Raw genomic sequence first — 17,410 nt, forward strand, 5'->3', positions numbered from 1 at the left:
AGTATTAAAGGCGGAAAAAGAATCCAAACGGCACGTCCGAACCGTATCAATTCGGAGATTCGTGTCACTGAATTACGTTTGACTGGCTTGGAAGGCGAACAACTTGGTATTGTCAGCCTTAAAGAAGCTCTTGAGAAAGCCGAGGAAGCAGGGGTTGATTTAGTTGAAATCAGTCCTAATGCCGAGCCGCCGGTTTGTCGGATTATGGATTACGGCAAATTCCTCTACGAAAAGAGCAAATCGACAAAAGAACAGAAAAAGAAACAAAAGGTTATTCAGGTCAAGGAAATTAAATTCCGTCCTGGTACAGATGAAGGCGACTATCAGGTCAAACTACGCAACCTGATTCGTTTTCTTGAAGATGGTGACAAAGCCAAAATCACACTGCGGTTCCGTGGTCGTGAAATGGCGCACCAGCAGATCGGTCTTGAAGTACTTAACCGTGTTAAAGACGATCTGAGTGAAATCGCGTCCGTCGAATCGTTTCCATCACGAATCGAAGGTCGTCAGATGATCATGGTGCTTGCGCCTAAGAAGAAATAGTCGGGCAATAACAAGTAATAAGCGCCGGGGGCAACCCCGGTACTTATTCGCCAGGCTAATTCGTTTTTTAACAATGCGAAGTGGATATTAAAATGCCAAAGATTAAAACTGTACGTGGTGCAGCGAAGCGCTTCAAAAAAACCGCCAAAGGTGGTTTTAAGCGTAAGCATGCTAACCTCCGTCATATTCTGACTAAGAAATCAACTAAGCGTAAACGCCATTTGCGTGCAAAAGGTATGGTCTCCAAAGGGGATCTGGGTTTAGTTATTGCTTGCCTGCCATACGCATAAGCAAGTTTTTAGAATAGTTTAAGACTTAGGAGATTAGTATGGCTCGCGTAAAACGTGGTGTTGTTGCCCGCGCACGGCACAAAAAAATTCTGAAACAAGCGAAAGGTTACTACGGTGCCCGTTCGCGCGTTTATCGTGTTGCATTCCAGGCTGTAATCAAAGCCGGACAGTATGCTTACCGTGACCGTCGTCAGCGTAAGCGTCAGTTCCGTCAGCTGTGGATCGCACGTATTAACGCAGCAGCTCGTCAGAATGGTCTGTCTTACAGCCGTTTCATTAACGGTCTGAAAAAGGCATCCATCGAAATCGATCGTAAGATTTTAGCCGATATCGCTGTATTCGATAAAGTGGCATTCGCTGCACTGGTCGAAAAAGCAAAAGGCGCTCTGGCGTAATTGTTCAGACAAAAGAGGGAGCTTGCTCCCTCTTTTGCTGTCTGGCAAAAAATCTTCAAAATGAATAATTTGTCGTTGTATCTCTGCTGAATTTTCGCGTAGTATTACAGGATATAACTCATTAACCAAAAATGGTTGAAAAAATGAACACACTCGTTTCTTTCCGCTTCTTTTTTTACTTTAGCGCCTGAATTCAGGGGGTTTTACGCGTAAAAAAGAAACGAAAAGTAACGCCGTAAGCCTCCAAATTGGAGGCTTTTTTGTTTTATGGTCCTGCCAATGTGAAATGTTATAAAAAATACCGGCAGCGACTATCGTCACAATTGAAGACCACAGGGTCAGAGGAATAGGAAAACATGCCACATCTCGCTGAACTGGTTGCTCAGGCAAAAGCAGCCGTCGAAGAGGCAAAAGATGTTGCAGCGCTGGAATCGGTGCGTGTTGAATACCTGGGTAAGAAAGGGCATTTAACACTACAGATGCAATCGCTGCGGGATCTGCCGCCGGAAGATCGTCCTGCTGCGGGCGCGGTGATTAACGAGGCTAAACTGGAAGTCCAGACAGCCTTGAACACCCGTAAAGATTCACTGGAATCAGCTGCACTGAATGCACGTCTTTCTGCTGAACGGATTGATGTCTCTTTGCCGGGACGTCGTATGGAAAACGGCGGATTACATCCGGTAACCCGTACCATCGAACGTATTGAAGCATTTTTCGGCGAACTGGGCTTTTCTGTGGAGTCCGGTCCTGAAATTGAAGACGACTATCATAACTTTGATGCCCTGAATATTCCGGCGCACCATCCGGCGCGTGCTGATCACGATACCTTCTGGTTTGATGCCAAACGTCTGTTACGCACCCAGACCTCCGGTGTGCAAATCCGTACCATGAAAGATAAACAACCGCCAATCCGCATTATTGCGCCGGGCCGTGTTTACCGTAATGACTACGATCAGACTCATACCCCGATGTTCCATCAGACCGAAGGCCTGATTATTGATACCAATATCAGCTTCACTAATCTGAAAGGCACACTGCATGATTTTCTGAATCATTTCTTTGAAGAAGAAATGCAGGTTCGTTTCCGTCCGTCTTACTTCCCGTTCACCGAGCCATCGGCGGAAGTGGATGTTATGGGTAAAAACGGCAAATGGCTGGAAGTACTGGGCTGCGGGATGGTGCATCCTAACGTTTTACGCAATGTCGGTATTGATCCTGATATTTACTCCGGTTTCGCCTTTGGTATGGGAATGGAGCGCTTAACCATGCTGCGCTACGGCGTGAGTGATTTACGTGCGTTCTTCGAAAATGACCTTCGTTTCCTCAAGCAATTCAAATAAGGCGGGACTTTCTCATGAAATTCAGTGAACTCTGGTTACGCGAATGGGTAAATCCGGCGATCAGCAGTGATGCATTATCCGATCAGATTACCATGGCAGGCCTGGAAGTTGACGGTGTTGAAACCGTTGCCGGTCAGTTTCACGGCGTTGTCGTCGGTGAAGTGGTTGAATGTGGTCAGCATCCGAATGCAGACAAACTGCGTGTCACCAAAGTGAATACCGGGGGCGACCGCCTGCTGGATATCGTTTGTGGTGCGCCAAATTGCCGCAAAGGACTGCGTGTGGCGGTAGCAACCGTCGGTGCGGTGTTACCGGGTGACTTTAAAATTAAAGCCGCCAAATTGCGCGGTGAGCCGTCAGAAGGCATGCTCTGCTCGTTTTCTGAGCTGGGGATTAGTACTGATCACGACGGCATTATTGAATTACCGGCAGATGCTCCTGTGGGAACAGATCTGCGCGCGTACATGAAACTTGATGATACGGCGATTGACATCAGCATCACGCCAAACCGCGCAGATTGCCTGAGTATCCGTGGTGTGGCACGCGATGTCGCGGTCATTAATAAAATGGATTATAAGGCACCGGAAATGACTCCGGTTGCGGCTGTCCATAAAGATTCTTTCCCGATCCGTGTTGATGCGCCTGAGGCGTGCCCGCGTTTTCTGGGTCGTGTCATCAAAAATGTGGATGTAACGGCAAAAACGCCGCTGTGGATGGCGGAAAAATTACGCCGTGGCGGCGTACGCTCTATTGATCCGGTCGTGGATATCACCAACTATGTTCTGCTGGAGCTCGGTCAGCCGCAACATGCGTACGACCTGGACACGCTGGATGGCGAAATGATCGTCCGTATGGCAGAGCAGGGTGAGAAACTGACCCTGCTGGACAGCAACGAAATTACACTGACAGATAATGTCCTGGTCATTGCGGACAACCGCGGTGCATTAGGCATGGCGGGTATTTTCGGCGGTGAGCACTCAGGTGTGTCCGCACAAACAAAAAATATTCTGCTGGAAACGGCATTTTTTAATCCGTTAGCGATAACCGGCCGGGCCCGTCAGTATGGTCTGCACACGGATGCTTCACACCGCTTTGAACGCGGCGTTGACCCGCAATTGCAGCATATGGCGGCAGAGCGTGCCACGCGTCTGATCCTTGAGATTTGCGGTGGTGAGCCCGGTGAAATCATTGAAGTGGTATCAAAAGCGGATTTACCGGAAGCGGCGACTATTATACTGACCCGTCATAAACTGGATCAGCTTATTGGTCATCATGTGGATGATGCACAGGTCACAGACATTCTGACGCGCTTAGGGTGTGATGTGAACGCCGGACAGGATCAGTGGCAGGTGGTTGCACCGGGCTGGCGTTTCGATATGGAAATCGAAGAAGATCTGGTTGAAGAAATTGCCCGTATTTACGGTTATAACAATATTCCGGATGTTCCGTTACGTGCAGATCTCATCATGACATCACGTCATGAAGCACATCTTCCGCTGAAACGGGTAAAAACATTGTTAGTTGACCGGGGTTTTCAGGAAGCGATTACGTATAGTTTCGTGGATCCTAAAATCCAGGCACTGCTGCACCCGGGTCAGGACGCCATTATTCTGCCTAATCCGATTTCTGTGGATATGTCAGCGATGCGCCTGTCATTATTACCGGGTCTTCTGAGCACCGTCGTCTACAACCAGAACCGTCAGCAAAATCGTGTACGCCTTTTCGAATCAGGGTTGCGCTTCGTTCCTGATGCGCAGGCAGACCTCGGGATCCGTCAGGAAACCATGCTGGGCGGGGTTGTTGCGGGTAACCGGAATGATGAACACTGGTCATTGGAAAAACAGGTCGTTGATTTTTATGATTTAAAAGGTGATCTGGAAACCATTTTAGAATTGACTGGCAAATTAGATCGTGTATCGTTTAAAGCAACGACGAATCCGGCCCTCCATCCGGGACAAGGTGCTGAGATTTATCTGGAAGGTGAGCATATCGGCTACATCGGTGTGGTTCATCCTGAACTGGAGAAAAAACTGGATCTCAACGGCCGTACGGTTGTCTTTGAAATCCGCTGGGACGCACTGTCAGACCGTATTATTCCAGAGGCTGAAGCAATTTCACGCTTCCCTGCAAACCGCCGGGATATCGCCATCGTTGTGCCGGAAAGTGTCGCCGCAGAAGACATTCTGAATGAATGTAAAAAAGTTGGCGTAAATCAGTTAGTTGGCATAAACTTATTTGACGTGTACTACGGTAAGGGCGTTGCCGAAGGCTACAAGAGCCTGGCGATAAGCCTGACGTTACAGGATACTGAACGTACACTTGAAGAAGATGAAATTGCAGCAACCGTAAACAAATGTGTTGCCGCGTTGCAACAGCGATTTAAAGCATCCTTGAGGGACTAAACCTATGGCGCTTACTAAAGCTGAAATGTCAGAAAATTTGTCGGAAACGCTGGATCTCAGCAAACGCGATGCGAAGGATCTGGTAGAACTGTTTTTTGAAGAAGTACGTCGTTCTCTTGAGAATGGCGAGCAGGTTAAATTATCCGGTTTCGGAAACTTTGATCTGCGGGACAAAAATCAGCGTCCGGGCCGCAACCCTAAGACGGGTGAAGATATTCCTATCACGGCGCGCAGAGTTGTCACTTTCCGTCCGGGGCAGAAATTGAAGGCCAAGGTCGAGAAATCGACACCGAAAGAGTAAGACCTGAAACGACCTCTTATGAGGTCGTTTTCTTTTCTGTGGTTTGTCAGACAGTAACGTTACATCAGTACAGGTATACTGTTTCCCGTCTTACATAATGACAGGGATCTCATGAGTACTCACAACCCCATCACACAGTTAGTGCAATCCGGGCAAAAGCGGGATATGCACCGTATTATTTTCCTCTCTGTTGCATTACTCATCATAACTGCCGTTTCATTATGCGCAGGTGAAATGTGGATCCTGCCGGACGAGTGGCTGACTGAAACCGCTAAGTTGTTTGTCTGGGAACTGCGTTTTCCCCGGGTGCTGGCTGTGATTGCGGTGGGCGCAAGCCTGGCGATGGCGGGTGCCGTTATGCAGGCGATTTTTGAAAATCCGCTGGCGGAGCCGGGTCTGCTGGGAGTCAGTAATGGTGCCGGGGTTTTTGTTGTTTTTATCGTGTTGTTTTTCAAAGGAATGCCACCGTTGTGGGTACTGGGTACCGGCGCGGTAATCGGTGCAACATTATTGACACTGATTTTATTGTATTTCGCCCATTTCCGGCGACTGAGTAACAGTCAGTTGCTGCTGGTGGGGGTAGCGCTCGGCGTTATCTGCGGAGCATTTATGACCTGGATGGTGTATTTCAGTACCAGCCTGGACTTACGCCAACTGATGTACTGGATGATGGGCAGCTTTTCCGGGGCTGACTGGCGGCTCAGCCCGTTGCTGGCAGCGCTTGCGGTTGTGGCGCTCTGGTTGCTGTGGCAGGCACCGGTTCTGAACTATCTGGCACTCGGCGAGGTCAGCGCACTTCAACTCGGCGTGTCAGCCCATCGCTGGCGCAATGTGTTTATTATTGCGGTCGGGTTATTAATCGGGCTGAGTGTGGCGATAGCCGGCGCGATAAGCTTTATCGGGCTGATTATTCCGCATATGCTGCGTCTGACGGGCATTACTGATCACCGGACACTGCTTCCGGCCTGCGGGCTGTTTGGTGCGCTCAGTATGCTGCTGGCTGATTTGTGCTCGCGCCTGATTTTAGCTAACGCGGAAATTCCTATCGGAGTGGTGACCGCTACTATCGGCGCACCTGCCTTTATTTATCTGCTTACGCGGCATCACGGAGGGAGACGCTGATGGATGCACCTTTGTTATCAGTCAGTCAGCTGCGGATGGGGCAGCGCCTTTCTTGTGATCATCTGGAATTTTTTGCCGGGCAGCAGGTGCATCTGCTGGGACCGAACGGCTCCGGAAAAAGTACCTTATTGGCGGCACTTGCCGGTATCGCGCGCTATCAGGGTGAGGTGTGTTATTACGGTAAAAATTTACAGACAATCCCAAGGCGGCGGCAGGCTGACTTTCGCGGGTATCTGACTCAGCTCACAGACAGCATCCCGGTAATGACGGTATTTCAGTATTTACAGCTTTATATGCCACTGCAGCAGGAAAGTACCGCGATTATTTATCCGCTTTGTGATGATTTTCAGTTAGCGCCATTATTGTCCCGTGTATTAACCCGGTTATCCGGTGGTGAATGGCAGCGGGTTAAAATTGCCGCTTCATTTCTGCAATTATGGAGCGGTGATAATCTGAGCGGTAAATATCTGTTATTGGATGAACCCCGCAATCACCTGGATATTACCCAGCAGGCGATACTGGATAAATGGGTAGCCCGGTTTTGTCAGCAACAGGGTACTATAATTACCAGCGGTCATGATTTAAACCACAGTTATATCAATGCGGATGCGGTTGTATTACTGAAAGCGGGTCAGTTACTGGCGGCAGGTGAAACTAAAAAGGTGATGACTGAAGATATTTTGAGCGACCTTTTTCAATCTGACATAAAAAGTATCAGACCTACACAAGAAACCCATTGGCAAATAACGGATTGGCATCAACATTAGCGCAATTTTTTGTTATGCTGTCCGCCTTATTTGCTATTCTTAATTTGCCATAAAGATTAAGGATTGTTTAAACACAGAGTTGATGTTGGACGTCAATTGAATCAATTCAGGATATAATCACCAATTCTGTTTCTTATTAGGGCGCACTTATGCTTGAATTTCTTCCGTTTTCCCGGCCCGCTATCGGGGAGTCAGAAATAGCTGCTGTTGAAAAGGTGCTGCGCTCCGGCTGGATAACCACCGGCCCGCAAAATCATCAGCTGGAAACCGATTTTTGTCAGCGTTTTGGGTGTAAACACGCCATTGCACTGGCGTCGGCAACGGCGGGTATGCATGTTGCACTGATGGCGCTTGGTGTGGGTTCGGGTGATGAAGTGATTACGCCTTCACAGACCTGGGTGTCCACTCTCAACATGATTGAGTTGTTGGGTGCGGTGCCGGTCATGATTGATGTCGACCGTGACACACTGATGATTCAGCCTGATGCCGTCCGTGCTGCAATCACGCCGAAAACCAAAGTAATTATTCCTGTCCATTACGCCGGTGCCCCGTGTGACCTGGACGCGCTGCGCGCAATAGCCTCAGAACACAATATCTTCCTGCTGGAAGATGCGGCACACGCTGTCGGCACCCGTTATAAAGACGAGTGGATTGGTGAGAAAGGCACGGCTGTTTTTTCCTTTCACGCTATCAAAAACGTCACTTGTGCAGAGGGCGGATTAATTGCTACAGATAACGATGAACTTGCACAGCGTATCCGTTGTCTTAAATTCCACGGCTTAGGTGTGGATGCTTTTGACCGTCAGATGCAGGGGCGTAAACCGCAGGCGGAAGTTGTTGAGCCGGGGTTCAAATATAATCTGTCCGATATTCATGCAGCCATTGCGGTGGTGCAGCTGAGCCGGATGGATGAACTGAACGCGCGCCGTGCACAGTTAGCGAAACTGTACCATGAAGCCCTGAAAGGGCTGCCGGTGGAATTGCTGGCTGTACCGGATTACCCGCATCTGCATGCGAATCATCTTCTGATGATCCGTGTGGATAAAGCGGTATGCGGCATCGACCGTGATACTTTCATGGAGCAGTTAAAGGCGGTCAATATAGGGACTGGGCTTCATTTTCGTGCCGCTCATACCCAGAAATATTACCGGGAACGGTATCCGTCATTATCGTTGCCCCATTCGGAGTGGAATACAGCGACATTATGTTCGCTGCCGTTCTTCCCGGATATGCAGGACAGTGATGTTATCCGTGTGACAGACGCAATCAGAGATATTCTTGCGGAGCAGAAATAAGTGTCTTTTAACGAAATTAAAAAAGTGTCAGTGGTCATTCCGGTTTATAACGAGGAAGAAAGCCTTCCTCAGTTACTGGAGCGCACTATCAAAGCGTGTCAGTCACTGACTCAGCAGTATGAAATCGTGCTGGTGGATGACGGCAGCCGTGACCGTTCAGCTGAAATGCTGACACAGGCGGCTGAAATCCCTGAAAACCATGTGGTTGCTGTGTTGCTGAACCGAAATTACGGGCAGCACTCCGCGATTATGGCGGGGTTTAATCAGGCAGATGGTGATCTGGTGATCACTATGGATGCGGATTTACAGAACCCGCCGGAAGAGATCCCGCGCCTGGTCGAAAAGGCGGAAGAGGGTTATGACGTGGTCGGTACGCGTCGTGCTAACCGTCAGGACTCCTGGTTTCGCAAAACAGCATCCAAAATGATCAATAAAATGATTATTTCTGCGACCGGCAGCTCTATGGGCGACTACGGCTGTATGCTGCGTGCATACCGCCGCCATATTATTGATGCTATGTTGCAATGCCACGAACGCAGCACCTTTATCCCTATTCTTGCAAACACCTTTGCCCGCAAAACGATTGAAATTGATGTCACCCACGCCGAGCGCGAATTTGGTGATTCAAAATACAGTTTTCTGAAACTGATCAATCTGATGTACGACCTGCTGACCTGTCTGACCACCGCACCGCTGCGCTTATTAAGTATTGCGGGCAGTATTATTGCTGCCTCCGGCTTTCTGCTGGCGCTGTTATTGATTATCCTGCGGGTAGCTTTCGGCTCATTGTGGGCGGCAGAAGGGGTCTTTACCCTGTTTGCTATCTTATTTATGTTTATCGGCGCGCAATTTGTCGCGATGGGAATGCTCGGTGAATACATCGGGCGGATCTATAACGATGTGCGTGCACGTCCCCGGTATTTTATTCAAAAAGTGGTCGGCGCTGCGGCGAAAGAGACCCGTGAAACTGAAACTCAGGAAAAAAACTAATGAAAGCAATCGTATTTGCCTACCATGATATTGGTTGTGCCGGATTGAAAGCCCTGAAAAAAGCAGGCTATGATATTCAGGCTGTCTTCACTCATACCGACGATCCGGGTGAAAACCATTTCTTTTCATCGGTTGCCCGCGTCAGCGCAGACATGGAATTGCCGGTTTATGCCCCTGAAAATGTTAATCACCCGCTGTGGGTTGAGCGTATCCGCGAACTGAAACCGGATGTGATTTTCTCTTTCTATTACCGTGACATGCTGAGCGAAGATATTCTGGATCTGGCACCAAAAGGCGCATTTAACCTGCATGGTTCACTGTTACCGAAATATCGTGGTCGCGCGCCTATCAACTGGGCGGTACTGAACGGCGAAACCGAAACAGGCGTGACACTGCACAAAATGGTCACAAAAGCCGATGCCGGTGATATCGTGGCGCAGGAAAAAGTGACTATCGGTGAAAACGATACGTCTCTGATTGTTCACGGCAAAGTCCGTGAAGCCGCTGAAATTCTGCTGAATAAAACATTACCGCTGATTGAAGCCGGTTCTTATAAAGCAACGGCTCAGGATGAATCTCAGGCAAGCTATTTCGGACGGCGTTGTGCGGACGATGGTCTGATTGAATGGGAAAAACCAGCTGCACAAATCCACAACCTGGTCCGCGCCGTTACTGAGCCGTACCCGGGTGCCTTCACCTTCCTGGGTGAGCGCAAAATGGTCATCTGGCGCAGCCGTGTGCTGACTGACAACAAAGGCAAACGTCCGGGGACGGTTATTGCGACCGAACCACTGACTATCGCCTGTGGCGAAGGCGCACTGGAGATTGTCAGCGGACAGGGCGAGTCAGGTCTGTATGTTCAGGGCTCCCGTCTGGCGCTTGAAATGGGTATTGTGACTGATGTCCGCGTCGGTCCGAAAGCCACTGCACAGGTTTCCCGCCGTAAACGTGTCCTGATCCTGGGTGTTAACGGATTTATCGGTAACCACCTGACTGAGCGTCTGCTGGAAGACGGTAACTATGATATCTATGGTATGGATATCAGCGCCTCCGCCATTGACCGCTTTATCGGGGATCCGCGTTTCCACTTTATTGAAGGTGATGTCAGTATCCACACCGAGTGGATTGAGTATCACATCAAAAAATGTGACGTGATCCTGCCGCTGGTGGCGATTGCCACACCAATCGAATATACCCGCAATCCGCTGCGTGTATTCGAACTGGATTTCGAAGAAAACCTGAAAGTTGTCCGTTACTGTGCGAAATACAACAAACGGATTATTTTCCCGTCCACGTCTGAAGTGTACGGCATGTGTGACGACAAAGAGTTTGATGAAGATAACTCCCGTCTGATCGTCGGCCCTATCAACAAACAGCGCTGGATTTATTCTGTTTCCAAACAGTTACTTGACCGTGTTATCTGGGCATACGGCGCAAAAGAAGGACTGAAATTTACTCTGTTCCGTCCGTTTAACTGGATGGGGCCGCGTCTTGACAGCCTGAACTCTGCGCGTATCGGCAGCTCGCGTGCTATTACCCAGCTTATCCTGAACCTGGTTGAGGGTTCGCCGATCAAACTGGTTGACGGTGGTGAGCAGAAACGTTGCTTTACCGATATCCATGACGGTATCGAAGCACTGTTCCGTATTATCGAAAACCGTGACGGCAAGTGTGATGGTCAGATTATCAATATCGGTAACCCGGTTAATGAAGCGAGCATCCGTGAATTAGCAGAAATGCTGCTGGATTGCTTTGAAAAACATCCGCTGCGCGGCAACTTCCCGCCGTTTGCCGGCTTCAAAAAAATCGAGAGCAGCACTTACTACGGTAAAGGCTATCAGGATGTTGAGCACCGTAAACCAAGCATTAAAAATGCAGAACGTTTACTGAACTGGACACCGACTATCGATACCCGTCAGACCGTGGAAGAGACACTTGACTTCTTCCTGCGCGGTGCATTTGAAGAACTGGAGAACGACGAGTAATGAAGAACACCGGCCTGCGGGTTGATGTTGATACTTACCGCGGCACACTGGAAGGCGTGCCGCAGTTACTGAAAGTATTTGCACAACACGATATTAAAGCCAGTTTTTTCTTCAGCGTCGGGCCGGATAACATGGGGCGCCACTTGTGGCGCCTTTTGCGTCCCAAATTTCTGTGGAAAATGCTGCGCTCCAATGCCGCTTCACTTTACGGTCTTGATATTTTACTGGCAGGCACAGCGTGGCCGGGTAAAAAAATCGCCCGTGATCTCGGCTATCTGATGAAACAAACGCTGGACGCCGGACATGAAGTCGGGCTGCACGCCTGGGATCATCAGGGCTGGCAGGCTAAAATCGGTCGTTGGTCACCGGAGCAGATAACAGAGCAAATCCGCCTCGGAACCGATGCACTGTCGCAGGCGACCGGGCAACCGGTACTGTGCTCGGCAGTGGCGGGCTGGCGTGCAGATGAGCGGGTTATTGAAGCCAAACAAGCGTTCGGATTTGCGTATAACAGTGATTGCCGCGGAACACATCCGTTTCGTCCGCTTCTCGCAGACGGGACTACCGGAACAGTGCAAATTCCTGTTACACTGCCCACCTATGATGAAGTCGTCGGCACGCAGGTTGCAGATGCTGATTTTAATGACTTTATTCTTAATGCTATCAGACAGGATCAGGGCGTTCCGGTTTATACCATCCACACAGAAGTGGAAGGTATGTCCAAAGCCGCGCAGTTTGAAGCGCTGCTGACACGGATAACAGCGGAAAATATCCGGTTTTGTCCGCTGAGCGAACTACTACCGTCTGATTTATCAACATTACCGACAGGTAAAGTGGTGCGGGGCAATTTCCCCGGCCGCGAAGGCTGGCTGGGCTGCCAACAAGAGGGATAGCATGACATGCTGAATAACCGGGCGAGTAAAATCGGAGCCTTTTTACTGGCTCTTTTTTTTGTGTTGACCTACCTTCTGCCGATCAATGATCGCTTGCTCTGGCATCCGGATGAAACCCGCTATGCAGAAATCAGCCGTGAAATGCTGGTTCAGGGTGACTGGGTCGTCCCTAATTTACTCGATCTGCGTTATTTTGAAAAACCGGTGGCGGGTTACTGGGTGAACAACATCAGCCAGATGATTTTTGGTCATACTAATTTTGCTGTCCGTGCCGGTTCCGTATTCAGTATTCTTATCAGCACCCTGCTGGTGTATCTGATGACCCTGCGGATGTGGCGTAACCGCCATACTGCATTTGTTGCCTCGCTTGTTTTTATCTCCATGTTCCTTGTTTTCAGTGTCGGCACATACAGTGTGCTGGACCCGATGTTTGCCATGTGGGTAATAGCCTCGATGGCGTTCAGTTTCCGTGCGCTGAAAGCCGAAAATCTGAGGATGCAGATAACCTCCTGGCTTCTGGTGGGTGTGGCCTGTGGCATGGGTTTCATGACCAAAGGCTTTCTTGCGCTGGCGATACCTGTGGTTGCCATGTTGCCGGTGATGTTATATCAGCGGCGCTTTCTTGAATTACTGAAATTCGGACCACTGGCGATTATTGCGGCGGTGCTGATAAGCCTTCCCTGGGCATTAGCGATTCATCAGCAGGAGCCGGATTACTGGCGCTATTTTATTGTTGTTGAGCATTTCCAACGCTTCTCCGGGGAAGATGCCCAGCACGCATCGCCTGTCTGGTACTATCTGCCGGTGATCCTTGCCGGTTGCCTGCCGTGGCTGGCTCTGCTGCCCGGTGCATTATCCAAGGGCTGGAAAGAGCGGCGTAATAATCCGCCGATGTTTTTCCTGTTCTGCTGGTTTGTTGCGCCATTTCTGTTATTCAGCATTGCAAAAGGTAAATTGCCGACGTACATGCTGCCACTGATGGCTCCGCTGGCGGTCATGATCGCAAAATACGGGGTGGACTGCGTACGCAAACACCGGATGAAAGCCTTACAGGCAAACGGATTACTGAACATTGCCTTTGGTGCGGTCGCTGTTATCGGGCTGATAGTGGCTAGTTATCTGGTAAAAAAACCAATTTATCAGCCGGATGAATGGTCAAAAGTGGTTCTCGGCATTGTGGCGTTCACTATCTGGGGCATTATCGGCTATCTCTGCTATCTGCTCAAAGCAAAACACTGGCTGTGGGCGGCATCCTGCTCTCTGGTTATCAGCCTGACGTTCGGCAGCGCAATTCCGAATCATTCAGTAGAATCAAAATTGCCACAATCCTTTATCCGGCAGCACATGACAGAACTGGAACAAAGTCCGTTTATTGTGAGTAACAGTGTCGGGATTGGGGCTGGTCTTGCCTGGGAACTGAAACGGGGTGATATTTACCTGCTGAATAACTCAGGTGAACTGACCTATGGTCTGCAATACCCGGACAGTCAGTATCGCCTGCTGAACGCGGATACCTTTGCGCAATGGCTTGCAGAAACACGCAAAAAAGGGCAGGTCGCACTGCTGGTGACGGATAAAAATAATACCTATGATGCCAAACTGCCGCCTGCCGACAAGCGGGTGGAGAACAGTCGTCTGACACTCTATATTTATGATAAACAGAAATAAGGTGTGACAGTGACCGGGCAAATCATCTTGTTAATCATTGTCAGTTTCCTTACCTGCGGCGGTCAGATTTGCCAGAAGCAGGCTGTGGATGTCTGGCAGTCTGCGCAGGAAAATGCAAAGCGTAAAGGTCTGTACTGGCTGATATTTGCTGTTTTCCTGCTCGGGCTGGGTATGTTGCTGTGGCTGAAACTGTTACAGGTGATGCCGCTGAATATTGCCTATCCGATGCTGAGTATTAACTTTGTGGTGGTCACACTGGTTGCACAATTTTTGTATGGTGAGCGCGTTACCCGTAAGCACTGGTGCGGTGTGGCAGCGATTGTCACCGGCGTTATTCTGATGGGAGCGGGGCACTGATGCGGGGCTATCTCTGGGTTATCGGCAGTGTGCTGTTTGTCACGGCGGCGCAACTGCTGCTCAAACTGGGTGTGATGCAACTGCCTGATATTGCGCTGAGTGCGCAGTGGCTGGAGTTCCGCTGGCTGTTATCCCAATGGCAGCCGTTTGCCATCGTATTTGCCGGGCTTACGGGGTACGTACTCTCAATGGCCTGCTGGCTGTTTGCCCTGCGGGATCTGCCCCTGAATAAAGCCTATCCGCTCATCAGCCTGAGTTATGTTTTTGTTTATCTTCTGGCGGCATTTCTTCCCTGGTTCAATGAAGGTATTTCCCTGATAAAAAGTACCGGGATTATTTTTATCCTTTCCGGCGTCTGGCTCATCCATAGCAAAGATAAAACAGCAAAAGATAAGCCTCTGTAATAAAAACACGTTATTACAATTCTCCCGCATCCTTTATGTTAACCGGCCGACCACGGCTTTATTAAGATATCATTATCGTTAAGTCAGAATTAATTTTCCTCCGGTTTTTTTCCTTTATAACAAAAATACTTTACGACACTGTGAATTATTATTCGCGGTGCAGGTCTTATTTGTGCGTTACCGGAACGTTATGCATGTGTAACGCCATTAACCAGTTTGTCTGCCGGAGGTTGTTGTGGATGTGAATTACCGTAAATCAGTGCCGTCAGTCGGTTATCCTTCAGCCGTAATGTGGACTGGCTTATTTTTATTATTTGTTATTATTACCTATTTCCTGCCTTTGGAATTCAGGTTTTTATGGCAGCCTGATGAAACCCGTTATGCGGAAATCAGCCGGGAAATGCTGAGCAGCGGTAACTGGATTGTACCGCATTTGCTGGATGTCCGTTATTTTGAAAAACCGGTTGCCGGTTATTGGGTTAATAATCTCAGTCAGATGTTGTTTGGCCATACTCAGTTTGCTGTGCGTTTCGGTGTCCTGTTTTCAACTATGGTCAGCACACTGCTGGTTTACCGGCTGGCTGTAAAAATGTGGAGCGATAAAGCTATCGCCCGCACCGGTGCACTGCTCTATGTCAGTATGCTGCTGGTATTTTCGCTGGGAACATACAGTACGCTGGATCCTATCCTGACGATGTGGGTAACGCTGGTTATCTACCTGAGTTACGGTCTGATTGTTGCACAATCACGCAGGTCGCTGTCAGGATACTGGATAACATTCGGACTGGCATGTGGTATGGCGCTGATGACCAAAGGGTTCCTTGCGCTTGTTCTGCCGGTAATTGCACTGATCCCTATTCATATTTTTTACCGGCGCTTCAAAACAATGCTCTGTTATTGCTGGATGGGTATTGTAGCTGCCGGACTTATTGTATTGCCGTGGGCGCTGGCAGTGTACCGGGCTGAGCCGGATTTTTGGCGCTACTTTGTCGTTGTTGAGCATATTCAGCGTTTTATGAGTGAGAATGCACAAAATCTGTCACCGTTCTGGTTTTTTGTGCCGATTTTATTTGCCGGGGTTTTACCCTGGGGTGGATTTTTATTCGGGGCATTAAAGCAGGGCTGGCAGCAACGCCATGAAAATAAACCCCTGTTTTTCCTGCTTTGCTGGACAGTATTGCCGTTTTTATTTTTCAGTATCGCGAAAGGAAAGTTACTGACCTATATTTTGCCGGTGATAGCCCCCCTGACATTACTGATGGCGGCCTATATTCATACACTGATAAAAAAACAGTCGGTAGCCGTATTTAAAATTAATGCGTGGGTGAATATTATTTTCGGCTGCTGCGCCATTACCAGTTTACTGGTGATCAATAACCTGGAAAATACCCTGGTCTATTCTGCGGACGAACGCGGAAAATTTATTATCGCGATTAGTGTTTTTATTTTCTGGATAGCTGTTTCTGTTCTGACACTGATCAACGGATGCCGTTACTGGATGTTGGCGGCATTTTGTACCCTTGCCATCAGTTTATGTGCGGGTTCAATATTACCAAACCGGACAGAGCGGGCGAATCTGCCACAAATATTTATTCAGAATAATATAGATATACTGAAATCGTCCCGTTATATCCTGGTTAACAGCGTTGGTGTCGGAACCGCCGTGGCCTGGGAATTACAACGTAGCGATATTTATCAGTTTGACCGGACCGGCGAACTGAAATACGGGTTAAGTGACCGCTATCCGGATGCAAAAACAAAATTTATTTCTCATAATGATTTTGAGTCCTGGCTGGCCGACGCCCGTAAAACAGGTGATGTGTCGCTGATATTACGCGATCGTCACGGAATCGATGAAAATGATGTTGTGCCCGCAGATAAAGTCATTACGGACGATAACCTGATGTTACTGTATTACCGGAAAATACCTTAATTACCTGTATACCCTTATTCATTCAAACTGCAGACAACGAACCTGCATCCTGAATGACGTTGGGTATAAAATATATGAAAGATTGACTTTCACCCGCTGATATCAATAAAGTAATGCGGGTTGAAAGTCAGTTTACATATGGGAATGAGAATATGAAAATGTTGTGCCGTGGTCTGCTTTTTATCTGTGTATTAGTGGTCGTCGGCTGCTCATCATCCCCGCGTAAATATCACGCACCGCCTGTTAAAACTGAATTATCTGACCCGATAATGGTTATTGCCCAATTACGTGAGCAATTATCACAATGGCATGGCACACCTTATCATTATGGCGGAATGGATTTAAACGGTGTCGATTGCTCGGGTTTTGTTTACCGGACCTTCTTTGATCGCTTCGCTATTTCATTGCCCCGGACAACGAAAGCACAGACAACATACGGTACCCGTATTGATGTTGATGATCTTCAGCCCGGCGACCTGGTTTTCTTTAAAACCGGTAGTGGTGAAAATGGACTGCATGTGGGTATTTACGATTCAGACCGCGCATTTATTCATGCATCCACCAGTAAAGGTGTTATGCGTTCGAGCCTTGATAATGTTTACTGGCAAAAAGTATTCTGGCAGGCGCGCAGGTTGTAATTTATCTCACTTCATACTCCACGTAATGCCAAAATCACCGGGGTAAATATGCTATCGTAATGACAGCTTATTTTTCCGGGAGACAAC

General features: G+C 48.8%; 17 protein-coding genes and 1 other annotated feature. All 17 genes read left to right on the forward strand.

Features of this window, described 5'->3' with window-relative positions:
- The first annotated feature begins 3 nt into the window (after window positions 1-3).
- Window positions 4-543 (forward strand): translation initiation factor IF-3, encoded by a 540-nt coding sequence (gene infC, locus ACMHKJ_RS00425; protein ID WP_067363155.1) that lies wholly within the window; start codon window positions 4-6, stop codon window positions 541-543.
- A gap of 92 nt (window positions 544-635) precedes the next feature.
- Window positions 636-833 carry a 50S ribosomal protein L35 gene (gene rpmI, locus ACMHKJ_RS00430; RefSeq protein WP_067364771.1) on the forward strand — a complete coding sequence of 66 codons (198 nt, stop codon included), beginning with the start codon at window positions 636-638 and terminating at the stop codon, window positions 831-833.
- A gap of 38 nt (window positions 834-871) precedes the next feature.
- On the forward strand, window positions 872-1,228 hold the full coding sequence (gene rplT / locus ACMHKJ_RS00435; RefSeq protein ID WP_067398290.1) for a 50S ribosomal protein L20: 357 nt from the start codon (window positions 872-874) through the stop codon (window positions 1,226-1,228).
- 139 nt (window positions 1,229-1,367) lie between these two features.
- Window positions 1,368-1,493: a sequence feature (Phe leader region), on the forward strand.
- Between the two features lie 91 nt (window positions 1,494-1,584).
- Window positions 1,585-2,568, forward strand: a complete 984-nt coding sequence (gene pheS / locus ACMHKJ_RS00440) for a phenylalanine--tRNA ligase subunit alpha (RefSeq protein ID WP_067363152.1) — start codon at window positions 1,585-1,587, stop codon at window positions 2,566-2,568.
- Between the two features lie 14 nt (window positions 2,569-2,582).
- Window positions 2,583-4,970 (forward strand): phenylalanine--tRNA ligase subunit beta, encoded by a 2,388-nt coding sequence (pheT, locus tag ACMHKJ_RS00445; protein ID WP_413491528.1) that lies wholly within the window; start codon window positions 2,583-2,585, stop codon window positions 4,968-4,970.
- Window positions 4,971-4,974: 4 nt separating this feature from the next.
- The gene (ihfA, locus tag ACMHKJ_RS00450) at window positions 4,975-5,271 is read left to right on the forward strand and encodes an integration host factor subunit alpha (RefSeq protein ID WP_067363146.1); all 297 of its coding nucleotides are present in this window, start codon (window positions 4,975-4,977) and stop codon (window positions 5,269-5,271) included.
- A 111-nt stretch (window positions 5,272-5,382) separates the two neighbouring features.
- A complete protein-coding gene (gene btuC, locus ACMHKJ_RS00455) occupies window positions 5,383-6,393 on the forward strand; it encodes a vitamin B12 ABC transporter permease BtuC (RefSeq protein WP_413491529.1) in 1,011 nt (336 codons plus the stop codon).
- Complete coding sequence (locus ACMHKJ_RS00460; RefSeq protein WP_413491530.1) at window positions 6,393-7,160, forward strand: vitamin B12 ABC transporter ATP-binding protein BtuD; 768 nt, start codon at window positions 6,393-6,395, stop codon at window positions 7,158-7,160. The genes btuC and ACMHKJ_RS00460 overlap by 1 nt, the downstream gene beginning before the upstream one ends.
- 149 nt (window positions 7,161-7,309) lie before the next feature.
- Complete coding sequence (arnB, locus tag ACMHKJ_RS00465) at window positions 7,310-8,455, forward strand: UDP-4-amino-4-deoxy-L-arabinose aminotransferase (protein ID WP_413491531.1); 1,146 nt, start codon at window positions 7,310-7,312, stop codon at window positions 8,453-8,455.
- Window positions 8,456-9,445: an undecaprenyl-phosphate 4-deoxy-4-formamido-L-arabinose transferase gene (gene arnC, locus ACMHKJ_RS00470; RefSeq protein ID WP_413491532.1), complete on the forward strand. Its 990-nt coding sequence runs from the start codon at window positions 8,456-8,458 to the stop codon at window positions 9,443-9,445. It begins immediately after the preceding gene.
- Window positions 9,445-11,430 (forward strand): bifunctional UDP-4-amino-4-deoxy-L-arabinose formyltransferase/UDP-glucuronic acid oxidase ArnA, encoded by a 1,986-nt coding sequence (arnA, locus tag ACMHKJ_RS00475; protein ID WP_413491533.1) that lies wholly within the window; start codon window positions 9,445-9,447, stop codon window positions 11,428-11,430. The genes arnC and arnA overlap by 1 nt, the downstream gene beginning before the upstream one ends.
- Window positions 11,430-12,323, forward strand: a complete 894-nt coding sequence (gene arnD / locus ACMHKJ_RS00480; RefSeq protein ID WP_413491534.1) for a 4-deoxy-4-formamido-L-arabinose-phosphoundecaprenol deformylase — start codon at window positions 11,430-11,432, stop codon at window positions 12,321-12,323. The genes arnA and arnD overlap by 1 nt, the downstream gene beginning before the upstream one ends.
- Window positions 12,324-12,329: 6 nt before the next feature.
- Complete coding sequence (gene arnT, locus ACMHKJ_RS00485) at window positions 12,330-13,991, forward strand: lipid IV(A) 4-amino-4-deoxy-L-arabinosyltransferase (protein ID WP_413491535.1); 1,662 nt, start codon at window positions 12,330-12,332, stop codon at window positions 13,989-13,991.
- A 9-nt stretch (window positions 13,992-14,000) separates the two neighbouring features.
- The gene (arnE, locus tag ACMHKJ_RS00490) at window positions 14,001-14,348 is read left to right on the forward strand and encodes a 4-amino-4-deoxy-L-arabinose-phosphoundecaprenol flippase subunit ArnE (RefSeq protein WP_413491536.1); all 348 of its coding nucleotides are present in this window, start codon (window positions 14,001-14,003) and stop codon (window positions 14,346-14,348) included.
- Complete coding sequence (arnF, locus tag ACMHKJ_RS00495) at window positions 14,348-14,752, forward strand: 4-amino-4-deoxy-L-arabinose-phosphoundecaprenol flippase subunit ArnF (RefSeq protein ID WP_413491537.1); 405 nt, start codon at window positions 14,348-14,350, stop codon at window positions 14,750-14,752. The genes arnE and arnF overlap by 1 nt, the downstream gene beginning before the upstream one ends.
- Window positions 14,753-14,987: 235 nt before the next feature.
- Window positions 14,988-16,685, forward strand: coding sequence for a lipid IV(A) 4-amino-4-deoxy-L-arabinosyltransferase (arnT, locus tag ACMHKJ_RS00500; RefSeq protein ID WP_413491538.1), 1,698 nt, complete (start codon window positions 14,988-14,990; stop codon window positions 16,683-16,685).
- A 152-nt stretch (window positions 16,686-16,837) separates the two neighbouring features.
- A complete protein-coding gene (locus ACMHKJ_RS00505; protein ID WP_413491539.1) occupies window positions 16,838-17,323 on the forward strand; it encodes a C40 family peptidase in 486 nt (161 codons plus the stop codon).
- The last annotated feature ends 87 nt before the right edge of the window (window positions 17,324-17,410 follow it).

The organism is Morganella psychrotolerans (assembly GCF_965118875.1).
GTDB lineage: Bacteria > Pseudomonadota > Gammaproteobacteria > Enterobacterales > Enterobacteriaceae > Morganella > Morganella psychrotolerans_C.

Excerpts from the sequence above, each read along its gene's own strand:
- rpmI (WP_067364771.1), top strand. The coding sequence starts at position 636 with ATGCCAAAGATTAAAACTGTACGTGGTGCAGCGAAGCGCTTCAAAAAA.
- rplT (WP_067398290.1), top strand. The coding sequence starts at position 872 with ATGGCTCGCGTAAAACGTGGTGTTGTTGCCCGCGCACGGCACAAAAAA.
- pheS (WP_067363152.1), top strand. The coding sequence starts at position 1,585 with ATGCCACATCTCGCTGAACTGGTTGCTCAGGCAAAAGCAGCCGTCGAA.
- pheT (WP_413491528.1), top strand. The coding sequence starts at position 2,583 with ATGAAATTCAGTGAACTCTGGTTACGCGAATGGGTAAATCCGGCGATC.
- ihfA (WP_067363146.1), top strand. The coding sequence starts at position 4,975 with ATGGCGCTTACTAAAGCTGAAATGTCAGAAAATTTGTCGGAAACGCTG.
- btuC (WP_413491529.1), top strand. The coding sequence starts at position 5,383 with ATGAGTACTCACAACCCCATCACACAGTTAGTGCAATCCGGGCAAAAG.
- ACMHKJ_RS00460 (WP_413491530.1), top strand. The coding sequence starts at position 6,393 with ATGGATGCACCTTTGTTATCAGTCAGTCAGCTGCGGATGGGGCAGCGC.
- arnB (WP_413491531.1), top strand. The coding sequence starts at position 7,310 with ATGCTTGAATTTCTTCCGTTTTCCCGGCCCGCTATCGGGGAGTCAGAA.
- arnA (WP_413491533.1), top strand. The coding sequence starts at position 9,445 with ATGAAAGCAATCGTATTTGCCTACCATGATATTGGTTGTGCCGGATTG.
- arnD (WP_413491534.1), top strand. The coding sequence starts at position 11,430 with ATGAAGAACACCGGCCTGCGGGTTGATGTTGATACTTACCGCGGCACA.
- arnT (WP_413491535.1), top strand. The coding sequence starts at position 12,330 with ATGCTGAATAACCGGGCGAGTAAAATCGGAGCCTTTTTACTGGCTCTT.
- arnF (WP_413491537.1), top strand. The coding sequence starts at position 14,348 with ATGCGGGGCTATCTCTGGGTTATCGGCAGTGTGCTGTTTGTCACGGCG.
- ACMHKJ_RS00505 (WP_413491539.1), top strand. The coding sequence starts at position 16,838 with ATGAAAATGTTGTGCCGTGGTCTGCTTTTTATCTGTGTATTAGTGGTC.